Here is a 24,667-nt window from a genome sequence, read left to right as displayed (position 1 = left end):
TTAATTATTCAAAAAATGCCTGACCAATATCATAGTCATCATTAAGTACCATAATTCCTTTTTCTTTAGGAGCATTAGGCAAATTTAATTCTTTCATTGAGCAAATCATACCACTAGAATCCACCCCACGTAATTGGGCATCTTTGATTACCATGCCACTTGGCATAACGGCTCCAACTTTTGCAACAACGACCTTCTGACCAGATTCTACATTTGGAGCCCCACAAACAATTTGAAGTTTTTCAGTACCAACATTTACATTTAACACACTTAGTTTGTCTGCATTAGGGTGTTTTTCTTTAGTTTCTACGTAACCCACTACAAATTTAGGCGATACATCAGTATCAAGTTGATAATCAAAACCTGCTTCAGTAATTAGTTGTTGGAAATCTTTGATTAATTCAGTAGTTAGTTTAATATGTCCATTATCATTTATTGTCACATTGTTAGACACACGAAATATATTATAACCTACGACCTTATTTTCTTTTTTTATTTCTACCACACTCTGTTTTTGCTCATATTCAAAAGGGCCAACTGAAGGTTCAATTTGAATAAATGCAACATCTCCAACACCTTTAGGATTGTAAAATAAGTTCATTTATAAAACTCCATTTCTTTCATTAATCTTTTTTGAATTTTTTTCTGTTAGCTTCTAAACGTTGAATAACGTTAGGGTCTCTTTTTTGTTTATTATTTTTTCCCAAAATAAATATTGGCTCTAGATGTCCGTTATCATAACCAAATGATAAAGAAGTAATCGGAACAAGTCCTTTAGTAAAGAATTCCATAGTCAAATGAGCCATAACATCATAACCTGTTTTATTTCTAATATCCGCAAGAATTAATACATCTTGATGTGGCACACCAACAAGCATTTCACCTTCACATTGGTGTTGAATATGATTTAAAAAAGAAGTATTTAAAATACGACTTGCATCATATCCATCATTTGTGTTGATGAAGTAAAAAATATTACCTTTAACTTCATCCGTACTATAGCGACACTCTAACTTACGAACATTAAATAGTGACATTTCTTTCACTTGTTGAGCAGTTAAATTTAATGTTTGTAACATATTTTCATCTATTAGCCGATAAGATTTTCCTAAATCAAGAGCGTAATATATATTAGTTTCAGCAGTATGTTCTGTTAACACAAATGCATGACCTTCTTTAGTTTCTTTATCGAAACTTGTAGCTCTTATAACCGGCATAATTTGTATGTCCTCAACATTATTTATCTCTTCATCACCCATCTGAGCGATTGCTTCCTCGACATAATAACAAATTTCATCTATAATCTTTTCTTTTTGTTCTTCGTATTTTGCGACGATAGCGTTAAGTTTAATCGTTACACCTTTGTGATTGTCAATTCTTACAATACGTAACGTTTCTTCTTCTCTATCAAACTTGAATTCTACGTCTAATTGTTTTAAACGCGCTTTCAATTTATCTCTCATTTGGAAGACATTCATTATTAACACTCCCTATTTTCGCACCTTTTTACAGTTTACAATAAATAATGTTGAGTTAACAGAAAAAACTCAGATAATCACATTAATTTGTTATTATAAATTAATGTAGATTTGCTGAGTCATTTTCTGACTAATTATTAAATGTGTTGAGATAGAAATTGATCAATTTGATCAATTGATTTTCTCTCTTTACCTATATAACTTCCTAAAAGTTGACCTTCTTTAAAGATAAGAAAACTAGGAATACCTAAAATATCATTTTGAACACAAATATCTATAAATTGATCTCTATCTACAGACACAAATTGTAATTGACTGTATTTTTTCTCTAATTTAGGTAAATCCGGTTCAATCACCTTACAATCTGGACACCATTCAGCAGTGAATTCAAATACTGTATACCCTTTTTTTAATTCTTCAAATTGTTGTTCTGATTCAAGTTTAATCATAAATGTCAAATTTCCTTTCCATATTGTAATTGTTGAATTTGTTCACTTGTTAAATGAAGAATACTTTCTTTTAACAAGTGACGTGCAGCAAAATAATCTCTAATATCAAACACCGCATCTGTACTATGAATATAGCGTGCACACACTCCAATAACAGCTGTTGGTATACCTTCATTCGCTTTATGAATCTCCCCACCATCTGTACCACCAGGTGATATATAATATTGATATGCAATCTGATTTTCTTGTGCTAGCTTAAGGAGATAATCTCTAAATATTGGTTTAAGTATCATAGTACCATCTTTGATACGAATTAAAGTCCCCTCCCCTAACATACCAGAAAGTTGTTGTTTACCTTTGATATCATTTGCAGGGGAACAATCGACAACGAATGCAATATCAGGATTAATTTGCTTTGCGGCAGCTTTAGCTCCTCTAAGACCAACTTCTTCTTGTACATTGGCACCAACATATAAATCAACATCTAGTTGAACGTCTTTTAATAATTCTAATATCTCAATAGCTAAGACACAACCATATCTATTGTCCCAGGCTTTCGCGCTATATCTGTTATTTGACAACTGAGTCATTATTGTGTGAGGAACTATCGTATCACCAACCTCCACACCCCGATTGCGTACTTCTTCTGATGAAGAGGCACCAATATCTAACATTAAATCTTTGATTTGAGGTATGCTTTCATTTCCTGTTCTAAAATGTTTAGGAATATTAGCAACTACACCGATAATTTCTTTACCGCACCTATTTTTTATCTTTAACCTTTGCCCTTGCCAAATATCATTAGCTACGCCACCTAAATTCGTAAATTGAATCATTCCATTATCATTAATATGAGTAATCATAAAACCTATTTCATCCATATGTGCTGCTATCATAACTCGAGGTGCATTTTCTTTATTTGATTTTTTTATTCCATAGAAACCACCCATCTTATTTTGAATAAACTTATCCACGAACGGTTCCATTTCACTCTTCATATAACTTCTCACTTCATCTTCAAAACCGGGTGTTCCATGAAGTTCTGTTAATATTTTAATTCGTTCCAATGTTTTTGAGTTATCAATAGTCATATAAATTCTCACTCCTTATGCTTAATTATATCATCTTCAATATGGTAAACTAATGATATGAATTATGTAAGAGGAGAATTTGTGATGAAGTCAGTTAATTTTAAAAAAATAACCATATTATTTTTTTCTACAGCTTTTTTAATATTAATCTTTTCTCTCATTTTTTTGACGAAGAAAAAACTGTATAACGCCGAATTATTACTTAATGAAGTCAAAACTTATTTTAGAGAAGTAAAAGGTTCCTATATTGTGCAAGAACCAATTGTTTTAGAAAATATAAATCAGAACCAACCAATATATCAAGGTGGCATCACAGTATTAAAAAATGACCATCTTATTAATTATGAGTTTTATGCAGATACGGTGTCAGGACAAATTATTGACATTATTGAACTCTGAGTCAAAATTGATATTATATAATAACAAAACCCTATCACAATAACTTCGCCCCAAATGATTTTATATTTAAAATCATTTGGGGCTTTTTGTAAAAAAACCAACTTTCATGATAATTTTAAACATAAAAGTTGGTTTGATATTAATCATAAGTTACTTATTCTATTCAAAACATTTATGAAATTTAGCTTCCATTCGATAAATACGAGATCCCTTTTCAGAAAATTTCTTCTCATATTCTGTCACAATATTATCTTCATCATCTTCATCGTGTAAATTTAAATTCATTTTAGTAAAATACATTCCAAATTGCGACATACTTTCTATACTAAATGCGAACAAACCACGATTATCAGTTTTAAAATGAATTTCACCGTCATCTTTAAGTATTTGTTTATATAATGCAAGGTATGTATGATACGTTAGACGTCTTTTTGCATGACGCTTTTTAGGCCAAGGATCTGAAAAATTTAAGTAAATTCTAGATATTTCATTATCTTGAAAATACTCATTAAGCTCAATAGCATCATTACAAATCATTTTTAAATTTTTTAGGCCCATCTCTTTAGTTTTATCAAGAACTTTGTACATCACACTTTTTTCACGTTCCATTGATACAAAATTAATCTCTGGATATTGTGCTGCTAATGTTGTTATAAATTGTCCCATTCCTGAACCAATTTCAATATAAATCGGTTGTTCTTTTTCGAACCACTCAGACATTTTACCAGCGTGAGCACCGTCCATGTCTACTAAATCAGGATGGTTCTTTAAATAATCTTCGGCCCACGGTTTGTAACGAACTCTCATCATTAATTACTCCTTATATAAATAAGTTACTATTCATTACTTCATTTAAAAATTTCAGCCATGTATTCATATCTTTATAGCGTTTTTGTTCTTCATACCACTGAATGAGACCAATTGCTTGAATAACTGTGTACCATTTCATACGTTTATTCAAATTGACACTTTCTTCAACGCCATAAGTTTTAAACCACTGAGACCATTTGTTTTGAGGAACGTAATTGTAAAGCAGCATACCAATGTCAATCGCTGGGTCTGCAATCATTGCACCTTCCCAATCCACAAGGTAAAGTTCATCACGATCTGATAATAACCAGTTGTTATGATTAACATCTCCATGTACAACAGTAAAGAAACGTGCGTCTAAATTCGGTATATGATCTTCAAGATAGGTTAAAGCTCTTCTCACAACATGATGCGTTAAAACTTCTCTTGAAAGTGATGCGTTAATTTTATTCAACATAATTTCAGGCGTAATAGGTTCCATCTCCATACGCTTTAACATTGTTAATAAAGGTCTTGAACCATGAATTTTATGTAGTAGTTCAGCAACTCTGGTTTGATTCATTTCATCTTCATTTAATTCTCTACCATTTTTCCAATGCTGAGCTGTTACTACTTCACCTGTTTCAATACGTTTCGTCCAAACAAGTTTAGGTACAATACCTTCTGCAGATAGCGCAGCAATAAAAGGATTTGAATTGCGTTTTAAAAATAATTTTTGTCCATCTTGTTCAGCCATATATGCTTCACCAGAAGCACCTCCTGCTGAATCAAGTGTCCACCCTAACTGATAAAACTGCTCCAACACGTTCACCTCACTTTCAACTAGAAAATGGCTCAAGAAATAGTTTTTCTGAGCCATATATTCTAATTTTTACAAAGCGTTTGTTTTTTACGCTTTACATTTAATTTGTTAACAGTTTATGTGAGCTATTTAAGTCAATATTTAGTCCCATCTTAATTCGACTTATTTAAGTCCGTTCATAATTTATCACTCATAAAAGATTTTATAATTTTTAGGGTTACATTTCAACTAAAAATCAGAAACAAAAAGATACATTTTACTAGTCTAATGTCTCTTTGATTTCTAAATCGCTTTATTATAAATTATAACACATTATCAGATCAGATTTTCGGTGAAATAAGACAATTATTTTAAATTTTCATCCTCAAACTATAAATTTAAAAATTCTAAATACTATGTGATTGAATATACTTTTCAAATCCTTGTTGTAATTGGCGTGTTATAGTACCAACTTGTCCATCTTTAACATTTTCACCATCAATTTTTGTAATTGGCATAACTTCTGCAGAAGTACTAGAAATGATTACTTCATCAGCACTCTTAAGAAATTCTACTGTAAATGTTTCTTCTTTGAATGGTATTTGTTCGTCCTCTGCTATCCACTTTATGACACGGCGAGTAATTCCGTTCAATATAAAATTATTGACTGGATGCGTGTATATTACTCCATCTTTAATTGCGTAAACATTACTAGATGCACCCTCAGTGACAATATCACTTCGGTGTTGTATAGCCTCTGCAGCATTATATTTAACAGCATATTCTTTAGCTAATACATTACCTAATAAATTTAAACTTTTAATATCACAACGTAACCATCTAATATCTTCAGTTGTAATAGCATAAACACCTTGTTCTAATTCTTCATAAGGTCTATCATAACTTTTCGTAAACGCCATAATAACAGGTTTTACAGGTGGTGTTGGAAATGAATGATTTCGAGGAGCAGCACCACGGGTAGCTTGTATATAAATACCGCCATTCACAACGTTATTTTCTTTTAATAATCGACGTACTAATTCAATTAATTCCTCGATAGTAAAATTTAAATCTAGACCTATTTCTTCAGCACTTCTTAAAAATCTTTCAAAATGCTCTTTAACGGTAAACAATTTCCCATCATATGCACGGATATATTCATAGATTCCGTCCCCAAACACGTATCCTCGATCTTCGTATGAAACCTTAGCATCCTCTTCATTAACAAATTCACCATTTATAAAAACTTTTGTCATAAATTAATCCTCCACACATAAAGCGTAAATAGCTTCTAAATAAATACTTGTTGCATTGATCAATTGCTTTTTAGTTATATACTCATTTTTTTGATGCATTAAATCTTCTGAATCTGCAAACATCGCACCAAATGCGACACCCTTATCTAAATTTCTCGCATATGTTCCTCCACCAATCGTATAAGGTTCAGTCATATCACCTGTTTGATTTCTATATGCGTTTACAAGTGTTTTTACAAATGGGTCATTTTTATCAACATAATGCGGTTTTTGAACTTTACCAAGTTCTAAGCTAAAACCTAGTTCATTAATTTCGCTTCTAAATCTTTCAATTGCGTCTTCAAATTTAAATCCTTCGGGATATCTTAGATTAACACCATAACGGCCTGCTTTTTCTTTATCATAACTGATAACCCCGATATTAGTAGTGACATCTCCCATAATATCTGTATGGAACTTCATACCCATTTTTTCACCAAAGTGAGATTCAAATAAGTATCGCTCATTGAATTCTACGAAATCTTTTGCGCTTTTATTTAGATTAAGACTTGCTAAAAATTTAAGTAAAAACAATCCTGCATTAACACCCAAAGATGGATCCATGCCATGAACTGCTTTGCCTTCAACTGTTAATATTAAAATACCACTGTCAACTGTACTTTCACCCTGCAGTTGATTTTGTTGTAAAAAGTTTTCAAAGTTTTGAATGACATCTGTCATATTTTCTTTGACGAGCACTTCTGCCTTAGCGTGATCAGGAACCATATTGTATCTTTGACCAGATTCAAATTTTAATAACTCATAGTCAGGTTCATCTGTATCTTCCGTCACTTCATTTTGTACTAAATCAAAGGTTGTTATACCTTTTTCACCATGTATAGCTGGGAATTCTGCATCTGGAGCAAAACCTAAGGCAGGCATTTCTTCTGTTTTGAAATATCTGCCTGTACATTTCCAATCTGATTCCTCATCAGTTCCGATAATAATGTGTATACGTTTTTTCCAATCTACCTTCATCTCATTTAAAATTTTAACTGCATAATAGGCAGCAATGGTTGGCCCTTTATCATCTAGTGTACCTCTGGCTATAATTGCATTGTCTGTCACTACTGGTTGGAATGGGTTTGAATCCCATCCATCGCCTGCGGGTACTACATCAACATGACATAAAATACCTAATACCTCTTCTCCTTTACCAGCTTCAATTCTACCAGCTATATGATCAACATCATGCGCTGAAAAACCATCTCTTTTACCTAGCTTGTACATGTAATCAAGAGCTTCTCTCGGTCCTGGTCCCACAGGTGCATCAGCTGTGGCTTTAGAATCATCTCTGATGCTTTCTATAGATAATAAGCCTTTAAGATCTTCAATCATTTGATTTTCGTACTCTAGAACCTTTTCTTTCCACATTCGAGATCAACTTCCTTTTTTCTAAGTTATGTTCCATTTTACATGATGTTTAAAAGAAACTACAGTAAGATGTCAGAAAAATAACTTAATTTTTATTAATAAGTTGCGACTAAAAGATTAACTTATAGTTTAAAAAATATAAAAAAGCCTAGGTACAAGTTAATGTCCTAGACTTCTCTTATTCTTAACAATCGATAAACGGATTGAAAATAAACTTATAACGCTTATGTTTAAAACTAATCTTTGTTATCGCTATGGAACAACGAATTCAAATTCTGTTCCACTAAAGTTAAAATGTATAACTATTCTTTTTTATCTTGTAATGCATTTTTATTATTTTTTAAGTCATCTTCAGTAACAACTCTTAAATTATTATTTGCAGTTGCGCCACCTTCAGCATCGAATTTTCCTTCTTCGATATCATCTTGAGTCTGATCATTTTTGCCAATAATTTTAGACTTTTCTTCTTCTAAAAATTCTTTAGGATTACTTTTGATACGTTCAACATAGTCTTTAGGGTTCTTCTTAACTTCTTGAATTGTTTCATTAGCTTTATTACCTATTTGAGTTGCTAAATCTTTAGCGCTAGATTTATATGATTCAGGATCTTCTTTATATTTATTATATTCTTGTTTAAGTTTATCTCGACTTTCTTTACGTGATAATGCTACAGCAGTAATAGCACCACCAATGCCTAATGCAACTTTAAATAAATTAGTACTTTTTCCCATTTTACATCTCTCCTTTGTTAGTATTTAAGGTTATCAAAATCCAATTGTGTTAACAAACGATAACTACCTAAATCTAAATTATAGTCTAGTTCTAGTTCAGCAATCTTTATGCGTTTCAATTCTAATACCTCATTTTCGATACTATGAAACATTCTTTTAACTTGATGATATTTTCCTTCGTAAATGGTTACATGTGATACATAATCATCAACTTTCTTTAAAATTGCAGGCTTTAATTTTCCATCTGATAATTCTATTCCGGATTTAAATTTATCAATATCGAATTGAGTTATTGGGTGTTTTGAATAGACTTCATAAGTCTTTGAAACATGCTTATTGGGATTCATTACTTCATGATTAAACTGCCCATCATTTGTAACAAGGAGTAATCCTTCTGTATCTTTGTCCAAACGTCCGACCGGAAAAATATTTAAATGTGCGTATTCAGGTATCAAATCAATAATAGTAGGATGCAACTCATCCTCTGTAGCTGAAATATAACCTTTTGGTTTGTTTAACATGATATACACTTTGTCAATATAACTTACTACTTCATCATTTACCATTATCTCATCAGAATTAGGATTAACATGAAGTTTAGGTGACTTAACTTTATTTTGGTTGACCTTAACAGCTCCTTTTTTGAGTAACTGTTTAACTTCTGATCGCGTTCCAACGCCCATATTAGCTAGAAATTTATCTAATCTCATCGCAATATCTTCACTTTACGTCTTATTTTAGTGGGAATATCACCTAAAAATTCATCAGCTAATCTAGTCTTGATTGTAATACCACCATAAATGATTGCTCCTACAATGACACCAATTGCAACAATAATCAAGTAATTAAATCTAGTTGGTTCCAAGAATAATCTTAAAATGAAGAAAATCACCTCAACCCCAATCATCATGATGATTGAAATTAGAATAATCTTAGCTAAATGTATCCAACTGTAACTAAATTTAAAGTTTGCGTATTTTTTAAGAATATAGAAATTGCAACAAATTGCAAATAATAAAGCTATTGCTGTACTTAATACAGCGCCAGGTGTGTGTAATAACATAATTAAAGGATAATTCAGAATTAATTTAATTAAAACAGATCCTAAAATAACAAAAACCGTTAATTTTTGTTTATCGATACCCTGTAACATTGATGCTGTAACACTTAATAATGAAATTAAAATTGCAACAGGAGCATAGTAAAATAATAATCTACTTCCATCGAAATTTGGATCGTGACCGTGAACAACTGGATCAAAACCATAAAATACTGTGAATAAAGGTTGCGCTAATGCCATGATCCCAATACTAGCTGGAACAGTAATAAACATTAAAACTCCAATCGAAGTTCTAATTTGTCGATGCATCTCTGCATATCTACCTTCTTCATAGGTTTTAGTTATAAATGGTATTAAACTGACGGCAAATCCAGCACTTAATGATGTTGGAATCATTACAATTTTGTTTGTAGACATGTTTAACATGTTAAAGAATATATCTTGCAAACCAGGTTTGACACCTACAAGGTTAAGCGCACCATTATGAGTAAACTGATCAACCAAATTAAATAGTGGAAAATTCAAACTTACTATGACAAATGGAATGCTATAAGCAATAATTTCTTTGTACATTTTCCCGTATGAAACATTTAAATTTGCTGTATCTGAGTCGACCATATTTTTAATATTATTTCTTCTTTTAATCCAGTAATACCATAATGTAAGTATTCCTGCGATTGCACCTATTGCCGCTGCAAACGTTGCAATACCGTTCGCCTGAAGAACTGTACCTCCAAATACATTGAGCGTTAAATAACTACCTACTAAAATAAATACAATTCTTGCAATTTGTTCTGTAACTTCTGATACTGCAGTAGGTCCCATCGATTTGTATCCTTGAAATATACCTCTCCAAGTTGCGAGAACTGGAATAAATATAACTACCATACTTATTATTCTAATAATCCAAGTGATATCAGCAACTGTCCACCCATTCTTACCATGAGTATTACGTGATAAAGTTAGTTCGGCTATGTATGGTGCTAATAAATATAAAACTAGGAAACCTACAATACCAGTAATACTCATGACTACAAAACTTGATTTATAAAACTTCTGACTGACCTTATATGCACCCAGTGCATTATATTTAGCAACATATTTTGACGCGGCAAGCGGAACACCTGCTGTTGCTATAGCTATAGCTATATTGTATGGTGCATAAGCATAAGTAAAAGGTGCCATGTTGGCTTGTCCACCTATTAAAGCAGTAAACGGAATAATAAATAAGACACCTAATACTTTTGTAATTAAAATACTTATTGTAATTAAAAAGGTTCCACGAACCATTTCTTTACTTTCACTCATAACCTATCTTCCTATCTTAATAATTATTAATGCTTGTCAGTTCTATTTTTACTGTTAAACACATTATCTTGCATTACTTTAAAATATATCACAAAATAATAGTTGTTTGTCCTATAAAGATAACTTTAATTAAAATCGATATGACTTTAAAAGACTCTCAACTTCAATTTTAATATTATTTGCCAAGTTTTATATTATAATTATTATCTTAAGCTCTGTCATCCTATTCCATTTACAATAATTAAGATAAAAAAGTGTGGAGGTTATCATTATGTATCAAACAATTGTTATCGGAGGCGGCCCTAGTGGGGCTATGGCTGCAGTTGCTGCAAGTGAAAAAAATGAATCAGTTTTATTAATCGAAAAGAAAAAAGGTCTTGGACGAAAACTAAAAATCTCAGGTGGTGGTCGTTGCAACGTAACTAATAGACTTCCGTATGATGAAATCATAAAAAATATTCCGGGTAATGGTAAATTCTTATATAGCCCTTTTTCAGTTTTTGATAATCTTTCTATTATAAATTTTTTTGAAACCCGTGGAGTCAAACTCAAAGAAGAAGATCATGGTAGAATGTTCCCAGTTTCAAATAAATCTCAAGATGTTGTTGATGTGCTTATTAACCAGCTCAAAGAGAATCATGTTGAGATTAAGGAAGAAACACCAGTTGTCAGTGTTTCGTATGACCATAATTTTAAAGTTAAAACACAAATAGGTGAATTTGAAAGTCACAGTTTAATTATTGCTACAGGAGGTACATCAGTGCCTCAAACCGGTTCTACTGGAGATGGTTACAAATTTGCAAAATCTCTAGGTCATTCTATAACAGAATTATTCCCTACTGAAGTACCTATCACTTCTTCAGAAACTTTTATCAAATCAAATCGCTTAAAAGGGTTAAGTTTAAAAGATGTTAATTTATCGGTTTTAAAGAAAAATGGTAAAAAAAGAGTAAGTCATCAAATGGATATGATATTCACACATTTTGGAATTAGTGGTCCTGCTGCTCTTAGATGCAGTCAGTTTGTTTATAAAGAGCAGAAAAATCAAAAAAAGAAAAATATCCAAATGCAATTAGATGTTTTCCCTGAACTAAACGTAGATCAACTATTTCAAAAAGTGAGAAAAATACTTAAAGCAGAACCAGATAAATATATTAAAAATAGCTTGCGTGGAATAATAGAAGAGCGATATTTATTATTTATTCTCGAACAATCTGGTATTCATGATGAAATGACTGCACATCATTTATCAAACCAACAGTTTCAAACTTTTGTTAATCTTCTAAAGACTTTTACCTTTACAGTAGATGGTACACTTCCATTAGACAAAGCTTTTGTGACAGGTGGCGGTATTTCTTTAAAAGAAATAGAACCCAAAACTATGATGTCCAAATTAGTGCCAGGATTATTTTTATGTGGCGAAGTCCTAGATATTCATGGATACACTGGAGGTTATAATATAACAAGTGCATTAGTTACGGGTCATGTTGCTGGAATGTTTGCCGGTGAATTTAAAATAGATAAAAACAAATAATTTTATTAATATAATACAAATTAGCATAAGCTATAAAGTACTTGATAATAATCAAATACTTTATAGCAATTTTTTTATATTAGACACGTCTAGATTGTACATACACTAATTCATAAAATGTATTTCTTAATATTTTCACAAGATAACTACCACAAATATAAGTAAAATGATATGCTAGATTTTTATTATTTAATAGCTTATATGTTTTATATTTTATTAGAAATATTTAATTGCTATATCTGAATTCAAATATTCATTTACAATTATTAATTTGTTGTTCTTTGAATAACGATTGTTATTAGAATGTGATAAAGGTGTTAAACTCCATATTATATTTCACATATAGATGGTTAATATTAATAACTACCTTAATAGTATTGAAAAGAATTTACATTTTGCTATCCTTAAAAGACGTTTAATAATAGATTAGCGACGATTTTATGTTGAATAGCTAAAAATACTCCCTTCAAAGTTTTCATTGTATTAATGTCTACTTTGAAGGGAGTTTATTAATTGATATCTCCGATTCTGTGGTTTATAAATTTATAATATTAGTCAATCACTTTTTTATCTTTTTTCTTTTTGCGTGAGGACATGATTGCTAAACCAGATATTAAAGTAACTCCAGCTAATGGTACTGATTTATCAACATTTCCTGTCTCTGGTAGAGATTTAATTGTATTATTCTCGGAACTATAACATTGATTAGATTTTTCTGTCATAGATGTTGTTGAGCCTTGACTACTCAATATTTTATCTTCTCTTAATTGTATTGACTTAAGTTTTTCAATCGTCTCGTTAACTATTTCATCAACTTCTTTATTTGTGGTTACTTTATTAAGTTGACTTAAAGCGTTACTAACAATTTCATTTATCAATGTATGAGCATTTTGTTTCACTCTAGTACTAGCACTTAGATTTGCATTTATCATTTGCTTTACATGATCTGCTTCTAATTTAATTTCCTTCAATGCTTTAGCTTTTTTACGTACAATTGAGTTTAATTTATCCACTTCAACTTTAAAGTTTCGGACAATTGTATCAACTGACACAATTGTTTCAGCTTCGTCAATCTGTTTATGTGCACGATTGATTAAAGCTTTAAGTTTACTTACAAATATTTGTTTTTCTTCGTTAGTCGCTCTAGAAGATATGTCATTAATTCTATCGTCACTATATCCATCAATGTATGCTTTAGCTTCTAATTTTTTATGTGCTTGAATTTCAATCGAGTCTATTAAAGATATACTTTCTTTTAATGCAGCGCTCACTGATTCATTATTTTGAGATTGATGAATATGATTAATTGCTGATTTTAAAGCTTGTTCTAATTCATTGACAGCTGATTGCTTTTCTTCAATAGTAGCTTCTTGATTTTGTTTAAATTTATTTAATTTTTTATCTGCTAGTTTTTGAATTTCTGCTATAGCTTCAGGCTTTTTAATGGCAATGACAGAAATTTTATTAATTTCAGAAGTTGCTATTTCTTTAGCTCTATTAACAGCTTCATTAGTTAATGCTTGGTCAATTGAAAGATTTGCTTGTGTTAGAGTTGTGTCTAATTGATTTAATGCTACATTTTTTTCTTCTTTAGTCGCTTCTTCATTATCATTAATTAATCCACGAATAACTTCTGCTTTTTGATGAATTTCATTTCTTGCAGCCGATTTAATTTCAATAACAGGTAGTATTTTAGAAATTTCATCAATACTTTGTTTTTTAATATCTTTAACTTCTTCATTTGTTTGAGCTTTATCTATTGCTTCGGCTATTCTTGCTGCATATTTAATTAATTTATCGATAGCCGAGGCTTTTTCTTCAACTGTAGACTCTTTATTATTCTTTATTAAATCACGTTGAGCGTCTAATTGAATAGTGATTTCATTTAATGCTTGTGGTTTGATAGTTGATATTGGTTTGATTTTATGAATAGCTTCAATCGTTTTGTTTTTAGTATCATAAACTTCTTGATTTTTATTAACATTATTAATTGTAATAAATGAATGATTTACTAATGTATCAACTTGTTTTAAAGCTTCTTCTTTTTCTTCTCTTGTCGCATCACTATTTCCATTAATACGTTCTCTTTGAATTTCAGCTTGTGCATTGATTTCTTCAAATGCTTGTGGTTTAACTTGTACATCTGCACTGATTGCTTGTAACAATGTTATTGTGTTTGATTTTGTTCCAAGTACTTCGCTATCAGTGTTAGCTTCTCGTATTTTTTCCTTTGCATCATCAACAATCGCCTTAACTTTATTCAGTGCAATTTGTCGTTCTTCTTCTGTAGCATATGGCGTATTATTGATAGACTTGTTTAATTGACTCGCCTTATCACTAATTGCTTTTCTGGCAGTAGGCTTTTGAGTTATGTTGATAAATATACTATTTAATTCATTTAATCCAAATAATTCATCTTGCGCAACTTGTATATCTTTTCGGTCTTTTTCAATGGCATTGAATACTAATGATAATTGTTCTTTTACATGATTAATCGCATCATTACGTTCCTCATGAGTAACATCTGGAGTATTTTCAAAAGTTTTAATCAATTGTTTAGCAAGTGCATTAAGTACAGAACGTGCTACCGCTTTTGTATCTACACGTGGTAAAATAGTTTTCATTTTTTGGGAAACTTCATTATAAATATCATCAACTTCATTATTTGTGTGTGCAAGACCAATTTGTTTTTTTGCATCTAAAAGTATTTTATTTAACTTACTATTAGCTTCTTGAAGTTCATCTTCAGTTGCATCAGGATAACCATTAATTATAGCTTCTTGAGTATCTGAAACATCATATAATTTTAATATAGCATTTTTCTTTTTATTATATTCTAGTCTGTATTCAGTTATGTTATTCAACCCAGAAGTTTTAGCATTATCTACTTCATTATCTGTATTAGCTTGATTTATAGAATTAATGATTTCTTTAACCTGTTCATCTAAATGTTGTAACGCATTGTCTTTTTCCTCTTGTGTAGCACTAAATTCTTGCTCTATTTCATCAATTTTGTTTTGTTGCGCTTTAACAATTTCAACTACTGCATTACGTTTTTTACTAAAATCTGGTCTGAAGTTATTGATTTGATCTAAACTATTTTGCTCAGCATTTTCAACTTGCTGATTAGTTTGAGATTGATTTACATCATTTTTGGCTTTTTCATGAATTTGATTTAACTGATTTAAACCCTCTCTTACTTCATCATGAGTTGCATTTTGTGTTTGATTAATTTCAGTTTTCTTTTTTTCTACTGCGCTTTCAATTTTAGATTTGGCAGTAGGTTTTTTAACTACAAGTGGTTGAATATCTCTAATTGTACCTATACCTTTGTTCTTTTCTACATTCACTTGGTTGGTATCTGGCGCATCCTCAATAGCTTGATTTGTTGTCTCGACAACGTGATTTAAATTGTCACTAGCAACTAATTTTTCTTCAGTCGTTGCTTCATCATTACTATTAATTTGTATGTTTTTCTGCTCTTTTTCAGCATTTACATCAGCTTTAGCTTTATCTTTAACTGTAGTAGCAGGTAATATATTTTCAATTTCAGCTATTCCGTTTACTACAGTCTTTTCTACATCATCATTAGTTTGACCTTTATCTATTTTAGCTATAGCTTTTTTAAGGACTTCTTGTAGTTTTGTACTTGCTTCCTGTCTTTCTTCAATTGTTGAATTAGGATGAGTTGCAATAGTACTTTGTTGTTGGTTAGCTTTTTCATTTAATCTGTGACGCCCGGTTGCTTTTGTTTGTGGATGTGGTTGAATTTGCTCTATATCTTGAATACTACGTGTTTTCGCATTATCTACATCTTTATTTGACTGTGCTTGATCAATATTTACTTTAGCCTGATTAAGTAATTGGTTTATTTTATTTAATGCTTCAGTTTTTTCTTCATTCGTAGCTTCTTGGTTCTCTTGTATTTCTTGAGTTTGTGAATTAAATGCTTCTTGGATTGCATTTAAAGCATCTCGTTTCTTACTAACTTGTGGTACAATTGCCTCAATTTTAGGTCTTGCTTTATCTAAAGCTTGATCAACCTCGTTGTTATGATCTACATTAGCAATTTCATCTGATGCGGACGTTAGTACATTTTGAAGCAATCTATTAGCTTCAGATTTTTCTTCAAGTGTTGCATCAGGCGTATTTTCAATAATTTTCTTTTGATTATCAATGAATTGATTCAATTGGTTTTTAACGTTTTGTTTCTTGATAACTTCAACTTGAACAGCGTTAATATTTTGAACAGCTTGATTTTTAATATTATTTACTTCCTCAGTAGTTTGCGCTTTCAGGATATTAGCATCTGATTCTTCTTGAAGACCATCAACTTTATTATTTGCTTCTTCTTTTTCTTCTGCTGTTGCATTTGGCGTTTGATCTATTATAGCGTTTTTATTTTTAGCTTCGGTAGCTAGAGCTACTAATGCATTAGTTTTGACTGCTGTACTTGGTAATATTTGGGTAATACTCGTGTTACCACTATTTTTAGCATCATTAACTAATTGTGTAGTTGTAGCATTAGTAATACTGTTAATAGCATCAATTTTAGCTACATTAACTCTATCTATAGCGGCTGATTTTTCTTCATTAGTTGATTTATTATTTGTATTGATAGTATCAATTTGACTTTGCGCAACTTGTTCAATCTCTTGTTTAGCATTACGTTTAATATTAGTCTCAGGATGAACCTCAGAAATTTTAGCAATTCCATTATTTTCCGCAATTTTCACATCATTATTTGAGTGTGCCTGTGATACTTGATTTAACGCTTCATTCTTTACTTCTTCTAATTTGCCAAGTGCTATTTGTTTTTCTTCTAGTGTCGCATCTTGATTTTGATTTATTAAAGTCGTTTGTTCCGCAGCTTTTTTTCTAATATTTTCATTAGACTTAGGTTTTACAACTACAATAGGTTCAACATTTCTTATTGTTTCTAATATATTATTTTTTTCGTCTGTAACATTTTGATTTGCTAAAGCTGCTTGTATTCTATCATTGACTCCATTTGTATCATGATTAAGTCTCTCAAGTGCTTCTTGTTTTTCTTCAGTTGTAGCATTTTGATTCTGATCTATTGTCGATCTTTGTTGACCTATTGCTTGGGCAATATCTGCTTTAGCTTGTGTTTTAGTTTGGGTAGACAACTCAATACGTTGTAACTTTTGCTTACCATCTTCTAAATTCTCATCCACTAACGCATTTGTATTTGCACCATTAATATTGTTACGTGCTTGTGCTAACGTATCATCTATAGATTGTATTGCCGTATTTTTTTCTTCAGTAGTTGCATCTTGATTGGCTCTTATATCTGATTTTTTACTTTCAGCTAGATTAGTCAAAATATTGATGGCATCTTGTCTTTTATGTGCATTTGCATTAATCAATTTAATTGCAGTAATAGCTTGTGCTTTTACATTATCAACTTGATTATCTTGTGTACTTTCATGAATTTTTTGAATTTCTTCATTTAATTTTTGGGTCACTAATTGTTTTGCAGCCTCTTTTTCATCATCAGTAGCATTACCATCATTACCTATTAACGTCTTTTGGTTATTAGCTTCTTGAGTCAAATCATTTATAGCAGTCGGTTTTTTGATCACATTGGGTAGTATACTCTTGATTGTAGCAATACTATGTGTTTTAGATTCATTTACTTCTTGAGTACTATGTGCATTATTAATATTTTGTATTGCTTGTGCTAATCCGGCATTGACTCTATTTGTTGCCTCTTGCTTTTCTTCTTCGGTTGCATCAGGCGTGTTGTTAATTTGGATCAATTGTTCTTGAGCTTTGTCATTTATTTCTTGTTTAGCATTTGTTTTAGTTTGAGTTGATGGTTGAATATTGTTTATTTTTTCTAACCCATTAGTTTTAGCACTATTGACTTCCCTTTCAGTATCACTATTTATAATATTAGATTTGACTTCAGTTTTCGCTTTTTCAACCAGCTTTCTAGCCTCTTCTTTTTCTTCATCTGTTGCATCATTATTACCATTGATGATTGTAACTTGTTGCTCAGCTTTTTTATCAATCGCCGTTTTAGCATCTGTTTTAATTGTTGTTGCTGGTATTATGGTAGCAATCTCATTCATGCCGTTATCTTTAGCATTATCAACTTGATTATTAGTTTGCGCTTGATTGATATTTGTTATAGTTTTATTTTTACTAATCTCCAGAAGTCGTTTAGCTTCATCTTTTTCTTCATTAGTTGCATCTTTATTATTATTAATTAACTCTGTTTGTGAAATAAATTTAGTTTGTAATTCTTGAAGCGCGTCAGATTTTCTAGTTGGATTAGCATGAATCGTTTCTAATTCTTGAAGTCCAGTATTTTTGTGCTGTTCAACGTCATTGTCACGTCTGTCTTGATTTATTAGATTCTTAACTTCTTCTCTTTTAACATTCAATCTTTGAATTGCATCTTGTTTTTCTTCTTCTGTAGCATCGGGCGTTGCATTGATTTGACGCTTTAAATCTTCAAACTTTGAATCTAATTCCACTCGCGCGGATGGTTTTTTTGCAACATTTGCTTGAATATTAGTTATCGTATCTATAGCCTCAGTTTTTGCATCAGATACTTGTTGGTTTGTTTGCGCTTGATCAACTTTCCTGTCTCCTATATCTTTAGCTATTTTTAATTTATCTAATGCTTTTTGCTTTTCTTCATCTGTTGCATCTGGTGTAGTGTTGATAGTATTGCTTTGCTCATTATATTTATCATTGATACTTTGTTTAGCATCAGATTTTTTGTGCGCATCTGGCGTAACTATTTCAATTTCATGAATGCCGTTAGATTTAGCTTGTGCGACACCATTGTTATTATGTTCATTTTGAATTGCTGTTCTTGCTTCATTTGCTTTTTGATTTGCCAATTGAATAGCCGCTTCTTTTTCCTCAATTGTAGCAGTTTGATGTGTTTGAATTTGATTAATCTGTTGCGCGAGTTTTTGATCAATGTCTTTTTTTGCTTTAGACTTAACAGTGGTTGCTGGTAAAACTTTAGCTATTTCATTTATTCCTGTTACTTTAGCATTTTCTATATCACTATTAGAAGATAAAGAGTTAATATTATCTAACGCATTTTGTTTTCTAGCTATAACTAAATTGTTGGCGACCTCTTTTTCTTCATCTGTAGCATTTTCATTATCATTAATGAATTGCGTTTGTTGTGTTGACTTTTGTTCGATTGCATTTCTTGCCGACTCTTTCTCAACAACTTGCGCATTAATTCGAGATAAAGAAGTTATCGCATCGTCTTTGATATTTTTGACACCTTGGGTTGTATGTTCCGCATTTATTTGTGCTTGAACTCTTGCTAATTCAGCATTTACTCTGTTTATTGCCTCTTGTTTTTCTTCATTAGTAGCATCAGGCGTGTTTTGAATATGATTAATCTGTTCATTTGCTTTATTCTGTACTGCTTGTCTAGCTTCAGATTTCACAGTAGTTGCTGGAGTTATATTTTCTATTTTATTTATTCCATTAGTTTTCGCTTCATTTACTTGGTCTCTAGTGCTACTGTGTTGAATATTATCTTTTGCTTCAATTTTAGCTTCTTCAATTTTACGATTCGCTTCTTGAATTTCCTCAGCTGTAGCATCATTTATTCTTTGAATTTTTATTTTCCTATCAGCTGCTTTACCATCAATATCATTTTTTGCATTTCTTTTAATTGATGTATCAGGTGTAATTGCATTTATGGTTTGTCTACCATCACTCACAATACCATCAATTTGGTTATTGGTTGTAGCATTATCAATCTTACTAATTACATTTTGCTGTGATACATTAACTAAATTATTTGCGACTTCCTTCTCTTCAGTTGTAGCATCATCATTATTTTGTATAGTTTGTTTATGTTGTTGAACAATATCATTAATCGTAGTTCTGGCTTCTTGTTTTTTCCTAACATCCACTTGTATATTTTGAATATTTTGAATTCCATTAGTAAGTGCTGTATCAACATTTTGATTTGTTTGTGCTTGATTTATGTCATTGAGTGTACTTTCTTTTACTTGTGTTAATCTAGTTAACGCATCTTGTTTTTCATCTTGAGTTGCATGAGGAGTTGAATTTAATTCAGCTTCTTTTTCTTGAAACTTTTGATTTACTTGATCTCTAGCTTGTTGCTTTTTAGTGAAATTAGTCTGAATTTTACTGATATTACTTATACCTATATTTAAGGCGTTATCAACATTTTGATTAGAAGCAGCCTGTGTAATTTGTTCATCAGCTGAATTTTTAGCATCATTCAAACTTTGAATTGCTTTTTGTTTTTCTTCTATAGTGCCTTCATTATCAGTATTAATCGCACTCTGCTTTTCATTTACTTTAGCAATCAGTGCTTGTCTAGCTTGAGGTTTTTTTTGAACATTAACATCAGTATGAGTAATAATTTGTTCTGCATTACTAAGTGCTTGATCTACATCATCATTAGAATTTGCTTGGTTGATATGATTATTGCCATTGATAACAGCTTGCGAAACAACACTGACAGCTTCTTGTTTCTCTTCAGTCGTAGCATCAGGTGTTTGAGCTATTGCTGACTTTTTCTCGTTTCCTTTTTGTTCTAATAATGTTTTTGTATTATTTTTCTTAACTGCATTAGGTTGATCTTGATTAATAGTAGTTATGCCATTATTCTTAGCTTCAGAAACTTGTTGAGTTGACTGAGCTTGATTGATATTTTCTATTGTAGCTTGCTTATGTGCTTCTACTTGATTTAATGCATCCTGCTTTTCTTCAGTTGTTGCCATATTATTTGAATTAATTTGTTGATTTTGTGCAATAGCTTTAGCTTCAACTGCTGCACGTGCATCCTCTTTAATCTTCGTTGCAGGACTTATTGTGGATATGATACCACTTCCCGTTGTTTGTGCTTGATCAACATCTCTATTAGTAAGTGCATTGCTAATATTTTGAGTTGCAGTTAATAATGCTTCATTAACTTTACGCTCTGCATCTGCCTTTTCTTCAGTCGTTGCATTATTGTTCGCTTGAATTAAACGTTTTTGTTCATCCGCTTTAGCATTGATAGTTGCTATTGCATTTTGTCTTTTCACTGGAGTTAATGGTACTTGTTGTATCGTATTCGTTCCATTGTTTTGTGCTTCAGTGACATCATCATTACCTTGTGCAGTGTTAATATTTTGAATCGCTTCATCTTTTGATCTATTAACAAGTGTGATAGCATCATTTTTTTCGTCTAATGTAGCTTGTGTATTATTGTTGATATCCTTAATTTTTGAATTTGCACTGTTGGTAACTGCCTCTCTAGCTTCTGCTTTTTTAGTTGGATTTGGAATATCTGTAGCTATTAATCTCGTACCATTATCTCTTGCTTCATTCACAGTGGTATCTGTTTCTGCCTCACCTATTTTGGCGATAGCATCAGATGAATGTGCCTCAACTTGACTAATCGCTTCATTTTGTTCCTCAGTCGTTGCCTCATGATTGTTACGTATAAGCGTCTTTTGTTGTTCCGCTTTGTTATTCACAACTTGTCGAGCATTTGGTTTAGTTACTGGATGTGGAGTATCACTTTCTAGAGTGTGTAATCCAGCCTCTTTAACTCTTTCAACACCATCATCTGTAAGTTCATCATCAATGTTATTAGAAATTTCATTTTTATGATTTTCAATTTGATCAACTAATGTATCTTTTTCTTCAGTAGTTAATTCTGTACTATCATATACACCATCAGTCATTTCTTGAGCTTTATCATTAATTTCTCTCGAAGCACTCACACGACTTATTAGTGTTGTTTGTAATTCGTGTAATAAATCATCAATTTGAGTTTGAGAGTATCTTTGGTTAAAAGGTGTATTGTTTGTTTCTTCATCCAGAACAGTCTGAGCACGTTCTTTCAACTTATTATATTTATTATAAGAAGCAAGTGTATAGTTCGATGGGATGATATCTTTATTGACCTGTTCTGATAAATCGTCTTTATTCATGATGACATTAATACTGAAAGGTGTTTGTTCACCAGTAACAGTATTGTCATTAGTGTTGATGTAATATTCAGAAAATGTCTTATATTTAATTGCTTCATTGAAAGTCACTTCACGTGGCGTTGAGATGTTGACAGGTCTAAGCTTGTATCTAATATTTAGTATTTTATTGGGCAAGAATCTAGCAACATCCTGAGCACTTCTTCCTAAATTTAAACCATTACTAGAAAATGTTAAAGTATGATTTTGTCTATCGAAATTAACTGAAAACGGATTTACTGTAGAATTTGGCACATTCCCGTTAACAAATGAAACTTCAGTTGAATTATCAACGTATTCGAAATTGTCTGGTAGTGTGACTTTATAAGTAAGTTCATTTTGACCTATAGCAGCAGCGAAGTTACCATTATTCTCTATACGAGTATTAACTTCAAATTCTTTTCCATTCTTTACATTTTTGTTAACTTGTCTTGATTTCACATATAGATGTGAACCAGAATTAACACCAATTGTATCTATAAAAGAATAGTATCTATACCCATCATGTAGCTGTTGAATTCTTTTAAAATCTGAGTGTATTTCGTTCATAGGTAGAAATTGAACTTTTAGCCTATGTACGTTATCAGGTAACTTGAATAAACGATATACGCCGCCTCCTTGAATATCAGTTGAAGCAATTTCTTGATTATTTTCTGCATTTCTTAAAACTAATTGAGTTCCACCTTTTCTGTTTTTAGCAGTCATTGTATTAAATGAAAATATTATCTCAGAATTAGGATTTACTGAAAATTCTTTTTCTATACCGTTGAAACCATCATGATCATTCGGATCATTTCCTTTAATACGTCCTAAGGCTACGACATTATCTACTGCTTGATAATTTTTCGGATCGGCACTATCAAACACACTTGTACGTTCTAACACACTATTTAATAAACCAACCTTACCCCCATTAACCATTGTAAAACCATTTAGACTATCAACTAGCTTTACCTCAGGTCGAGAGCGATTTGTACTTGTCTTAATTCCTAAATCATCAAATGTAATTACAGTGTTAACGCTATTTGGACCTGTATTACTTATATTTGGATCCGTATTTTGAGTTGTACTTGTAGCGTCATTTCCGCTATTTGTATCTAATGATCTTTTCCCTCTCTTTTTAGGTTTACTTGATGATTCTGTTGTAGCTTTATTTTCCGGAATCGATGAATTTGAATGATTTGAGTTCGTATGATTTGTTACATCTTCAGATTGGGCTTCAATATGATGTTTAACCGGCTGATTAACATGTAACCCGTTGTCACTCGTATCATTGTTTTCATAGATATTGGTATAAGGTGGTGTTTGAGCAGATTCAGCTTCTTCAGCATTTATTGCAATAGGTTGATTATTATGATGAGGATCATTTTGTGTTTGCTTATTTTCAGTAGATGAAGGTACTGTTTGCTCAGATAATGTATTTGTTGTTTCATCACTTATAGGATTAGACTGAAATGTGTTTTCTAACCCTCCATCAGATTGAGCTGTAGTGTCATTATTTTGAGAAGGTTCCAGTTCTGAAGCTGTTGCTTGTCCCGGATGAGCTAAAAATGCGACTGTAGCTATTAATGCTGAAAAAATACCTATATTAAATTTTCTAATACTAAATTTCTGTTTTCTAAATAGATTCATTAAATTGGCCTCCTAGTTGTAAATTCTTTATGATGTATGTCTAATGAACTTTGAAAAATATTTAAAGTAATGACTCTTCCCAATATCGCTCATTTAATTAAACACAACTATTTAAAGTCTTTTTAATTTTATCATCTATATTATTCTAAATCTAGTAGTATAAAAATTTATCTTAATATATTTTTAATTGATATCGGAATTTGTTTTTTGAGATCTACATTGAATTATTTAATGATTTTTATATCAAAAAAAGTACGACTAAGATTTCAAATCAAAATCTTAATCGTACTCAGTGACCATATTTGTGATTTACATTCTAATTCCAGAAATTCCTAGAATAAATTATAAACTCATTTGTATTAATTTTTAACTTAGAATATCGTTATCTACAACTTCGAAGTTCTTTAAATATTATCAATTACAGTACCTTCATCGCCCCAAGCATTCATTCCACCTTCGACGTTTACAGCATGAACACCTTGTTCTTCTAAATATGAAACTACTTTAGCACTGCGTGATCCCGCTGCACATACAATATAATATGTGTCATTTTTATTGAATTCTTTCAAATTATCAGGAATTTCATCCATAGGAATTGTTTTTGCTCCAGGAATAACACCCATTTCAGTTTCTTCGTTCGTGCGAACATCTACAATGTTAACTGGATTTGAATCTAATATTTTTTTCTTTAATTCATCTACTGTTATTGACTCCATTTAATAGCACT

Annotated in this window: 15 protein-coding genes; 2 read left to right on the top strand and 13 right to left on the bottom strand. The window is 31.2% G+C overall.

Going from position 1 to position 24,667, the window contains the following annotated elements; translation table 11 throughout:
- Nucleotides 1–4: 4 nt before the first annotated feature.
- The 4 genes from ytpR to NST35_RS05220 all read right to left on the bottom strand — a co-directional run bounded on the left by ytpR (nt 5) and on the right by NST35_RS05220 (nt 3,018).
- Nucleotides 5–601, bottom strand: a complete 597-nt coding sequence (gene ytpR / locus NST35_RS05235) for a YtpR family tRNA-binding protein (RefSeq protein ID WP_002457839.1) — start codon at nt 599–601, stop codon at nt 5–7.
- Nucleotides 602–623: 22 nt separating this feature from the next.
- Nucleotides 624–1,478 carry a DUF1444 domain-containing protein gene (locus NST35_RS05230; RefSeq protein ID WP_002457840.1) on the bottom strand — a complete coding sequence of 285 codons (855 nt, stop codon included), beginning with the start codon at nt 1,476–1,478 and terminating at the stop codon, nt 624–626.
- A 137-nt stretch (nt 1,479–1,615) separates the two neighbouring features.
- The gene (locus NST35_RS05225) at nt 1,616–1,927 is read right to left on the bottom strand and encodes a thioredoxin family protein (RefSeq protein WP_002446698.1); all 312 of its coding nucleotides are present in this window, start codon (nt 1,925–1,927) and stop codon (nt 1,616–1,618) included.
- Nucleotides 1,928–1,932: 5 nt separating this feature from the next.
- Entirely contained in the window at nt 1,933–3,018 is a 1,086-nt protein-coding gene (locus tag NST35_RS05220; protein WP_002457841.1) for a M42 family metallopeptidase, read from the bottom strand.
- An 84-nt stretch (nt 3,019–3,102) separates the two neighbouring features.
- Here NST35_RS05220 and NST35_RS05215 point away from each other — a divergent pair, with 84 nt between their 5' ends.
- On the top strand, nt 3,103–3,417 hold the full coding sequence (locus NST35_RS05215; protein WP_002457842.1) for a peptidase: 315 nt from the start codon (nt 3,103–3,105) through the stop codon (nt 3,415–3,417).
- A 159-nt stretch (nt 3,418–3,576) separates the two neighbouring features.
- Here the strand turns inward: NST35_RS05215 and trmB are convergent, their stop codons facing one another.
- The 7 genes from trmB to NST35_RS05180 form a co-directional block, all read right to left on the bottom strand.
- Nucleotides 3,577–4,224 carry a tRNA (guanosine(46)-N7)-methyltransferase TrmB gene (trmB, locus tag NST35_RS05210; RefSeq protein WP_002457843.1) on the bottom strand — a complete coding sequence of 216 codons (648 nt, stop codon included), beginning with the start codon at nt 4,222–4,224 and terminating at the stop codon, nt 3,577–3,579.
- Nucleotides 4,225–4,237: 13 nt separating this feature from the next.
- Entirely contained in the window at nt 4,238–5,029 is a 792-nt protein-coding gene (locus NST35_RS05205) for a phosphotransferase family protein (RefSeq protein ID WP_002457844.1), read from the bottom strand.
- Nucleotides 5,030–5,415: 386 nt separating this feature from the next.
- Nucleotides 5,416–6,264 carry a D-amino-acid transaminase gene (gene dat, locus NST35_RS05200; RefSeq protein ID WP_002457845.1) on the bottom strand — a complete coding sequence of 283 codons (849 nt, stop codon included), beginning with the start codon at nt 6,262–6,264 and terminating at the stop codon, nt 5,416–5,418.
- Between the two features lie 3 nt (nt 6,265–6,267).
- The gene (gene pepV / locus NST35_RS05195; protein ID WP_002457846.1) at nt 6,268–7,677 is read right to left on the bottom strand and encodes a dipeptidase PepV; all 1,410 of its coding nucleotides are present in this window, start codon (nt 7,675–7,677) and stop codon (nt 6,268–6,270) included.
- A gap of 302 nt (nt 7,678–7,979) precedes the next feature.
- Entirely contained in the window at nt 7,980–8,408 is a 429-nt protein-coding gene (locus tag NST35_RS05190; protein ID WP_002457847.1) for a YtxH domain-containing protein, read from the bottom strand.
- A gap of 17 nt (nt 8,409–8,425) precedes the next feature.
- Nucleotides 8,426–9,118 carry a pseudouridine synthase gene (locus NST35_RS05185; protein ID WP_002500675.1) on the bottom strand — a complete coding sequence of 231 codons (693 nt, stop codon included), beginning with the start codon at nt 9,116–9,118 and terminating at the stop codon, nt 8,426–8,428.
- Nucleotides 9,115–10,776 (bottom strand): putative polysaccharide biosynthesis protein, encoded by a 1,662-nt coding sequence (locus tag NST35_RS05180; RefSeq protein ID WP_002457848.1) that lies wholly within the window; start codon nt 10,774–10,776, stop codon nt 9,115–9,117. Before NST35_RS05180 ends, NST35_RS05185 begins: the two co-directional genes overlap by 4 nt.
- Before the next feature lie 271 nt (nt 10,777–11,047).
- Between NST35_RS05180 and NST35_RS05175 the strand changes: the two genes are divergently transcribed.
- Nucleotides 11,048–12,310 (top strand): BaiN/RdsA family NAD(P)/FAD-dependent oxidoreductase, encoded by a 1,263-nt coding sequence (locus NST35_RS05175; protein ID WP_002457849.1) that lies wholly within the window; start codon nt 11,048–11,050, stop codon nt 12,308–12,310.
- Nucleotides 12,311–12,861: 551 nt separating this feature from the next.
- Here NST35_RS05175 and NST35_RS05170 read toward each other — a convergent pair.
- Together NST35_RS05170 and NST35_RS05165 are read right to left on the bottom strand one after the other, a co-directional pair.
- A complete protein-coding gene (locus NST35_RS05170; protein WP_340747271.1) occupies nt 12,862–23,940 on the bottom strand; it encodes a SasC/FmtB family protein in 11,079 nt (3,692 codons plus the stop codon).
- A 404-nt stretch (nt 23,941–24,344) separates the two neighbouring features.
- Complete coding sequence (locus NST35_RS05165; protein ID WP_001830891.1) at nt 24,345–24,656, bottom strand: rhodanese-like domain-containing protein; 312 nt, start codon at nt 24,654–24,656, stop codon at nt 24,345–24,347.
- Nucleotides 24,657–24,667 lie beyond the last annotated feature (11 nt).

This window comes from Staphylococcus sp. FSL W8-0304 (assembly GCF_038006565.1).
Lineage (GTDB): Bacteria > Bacillota > Bacilli > Staphylococcales > Staphylococcaceae > Staphylococcus > Staphylococcus epidermidis.
The sequence above is the reverse complement of the archived record's forward strand: the minus strand, read 5'-3'. Positions and strand labels throughout refer to the sequence as shown.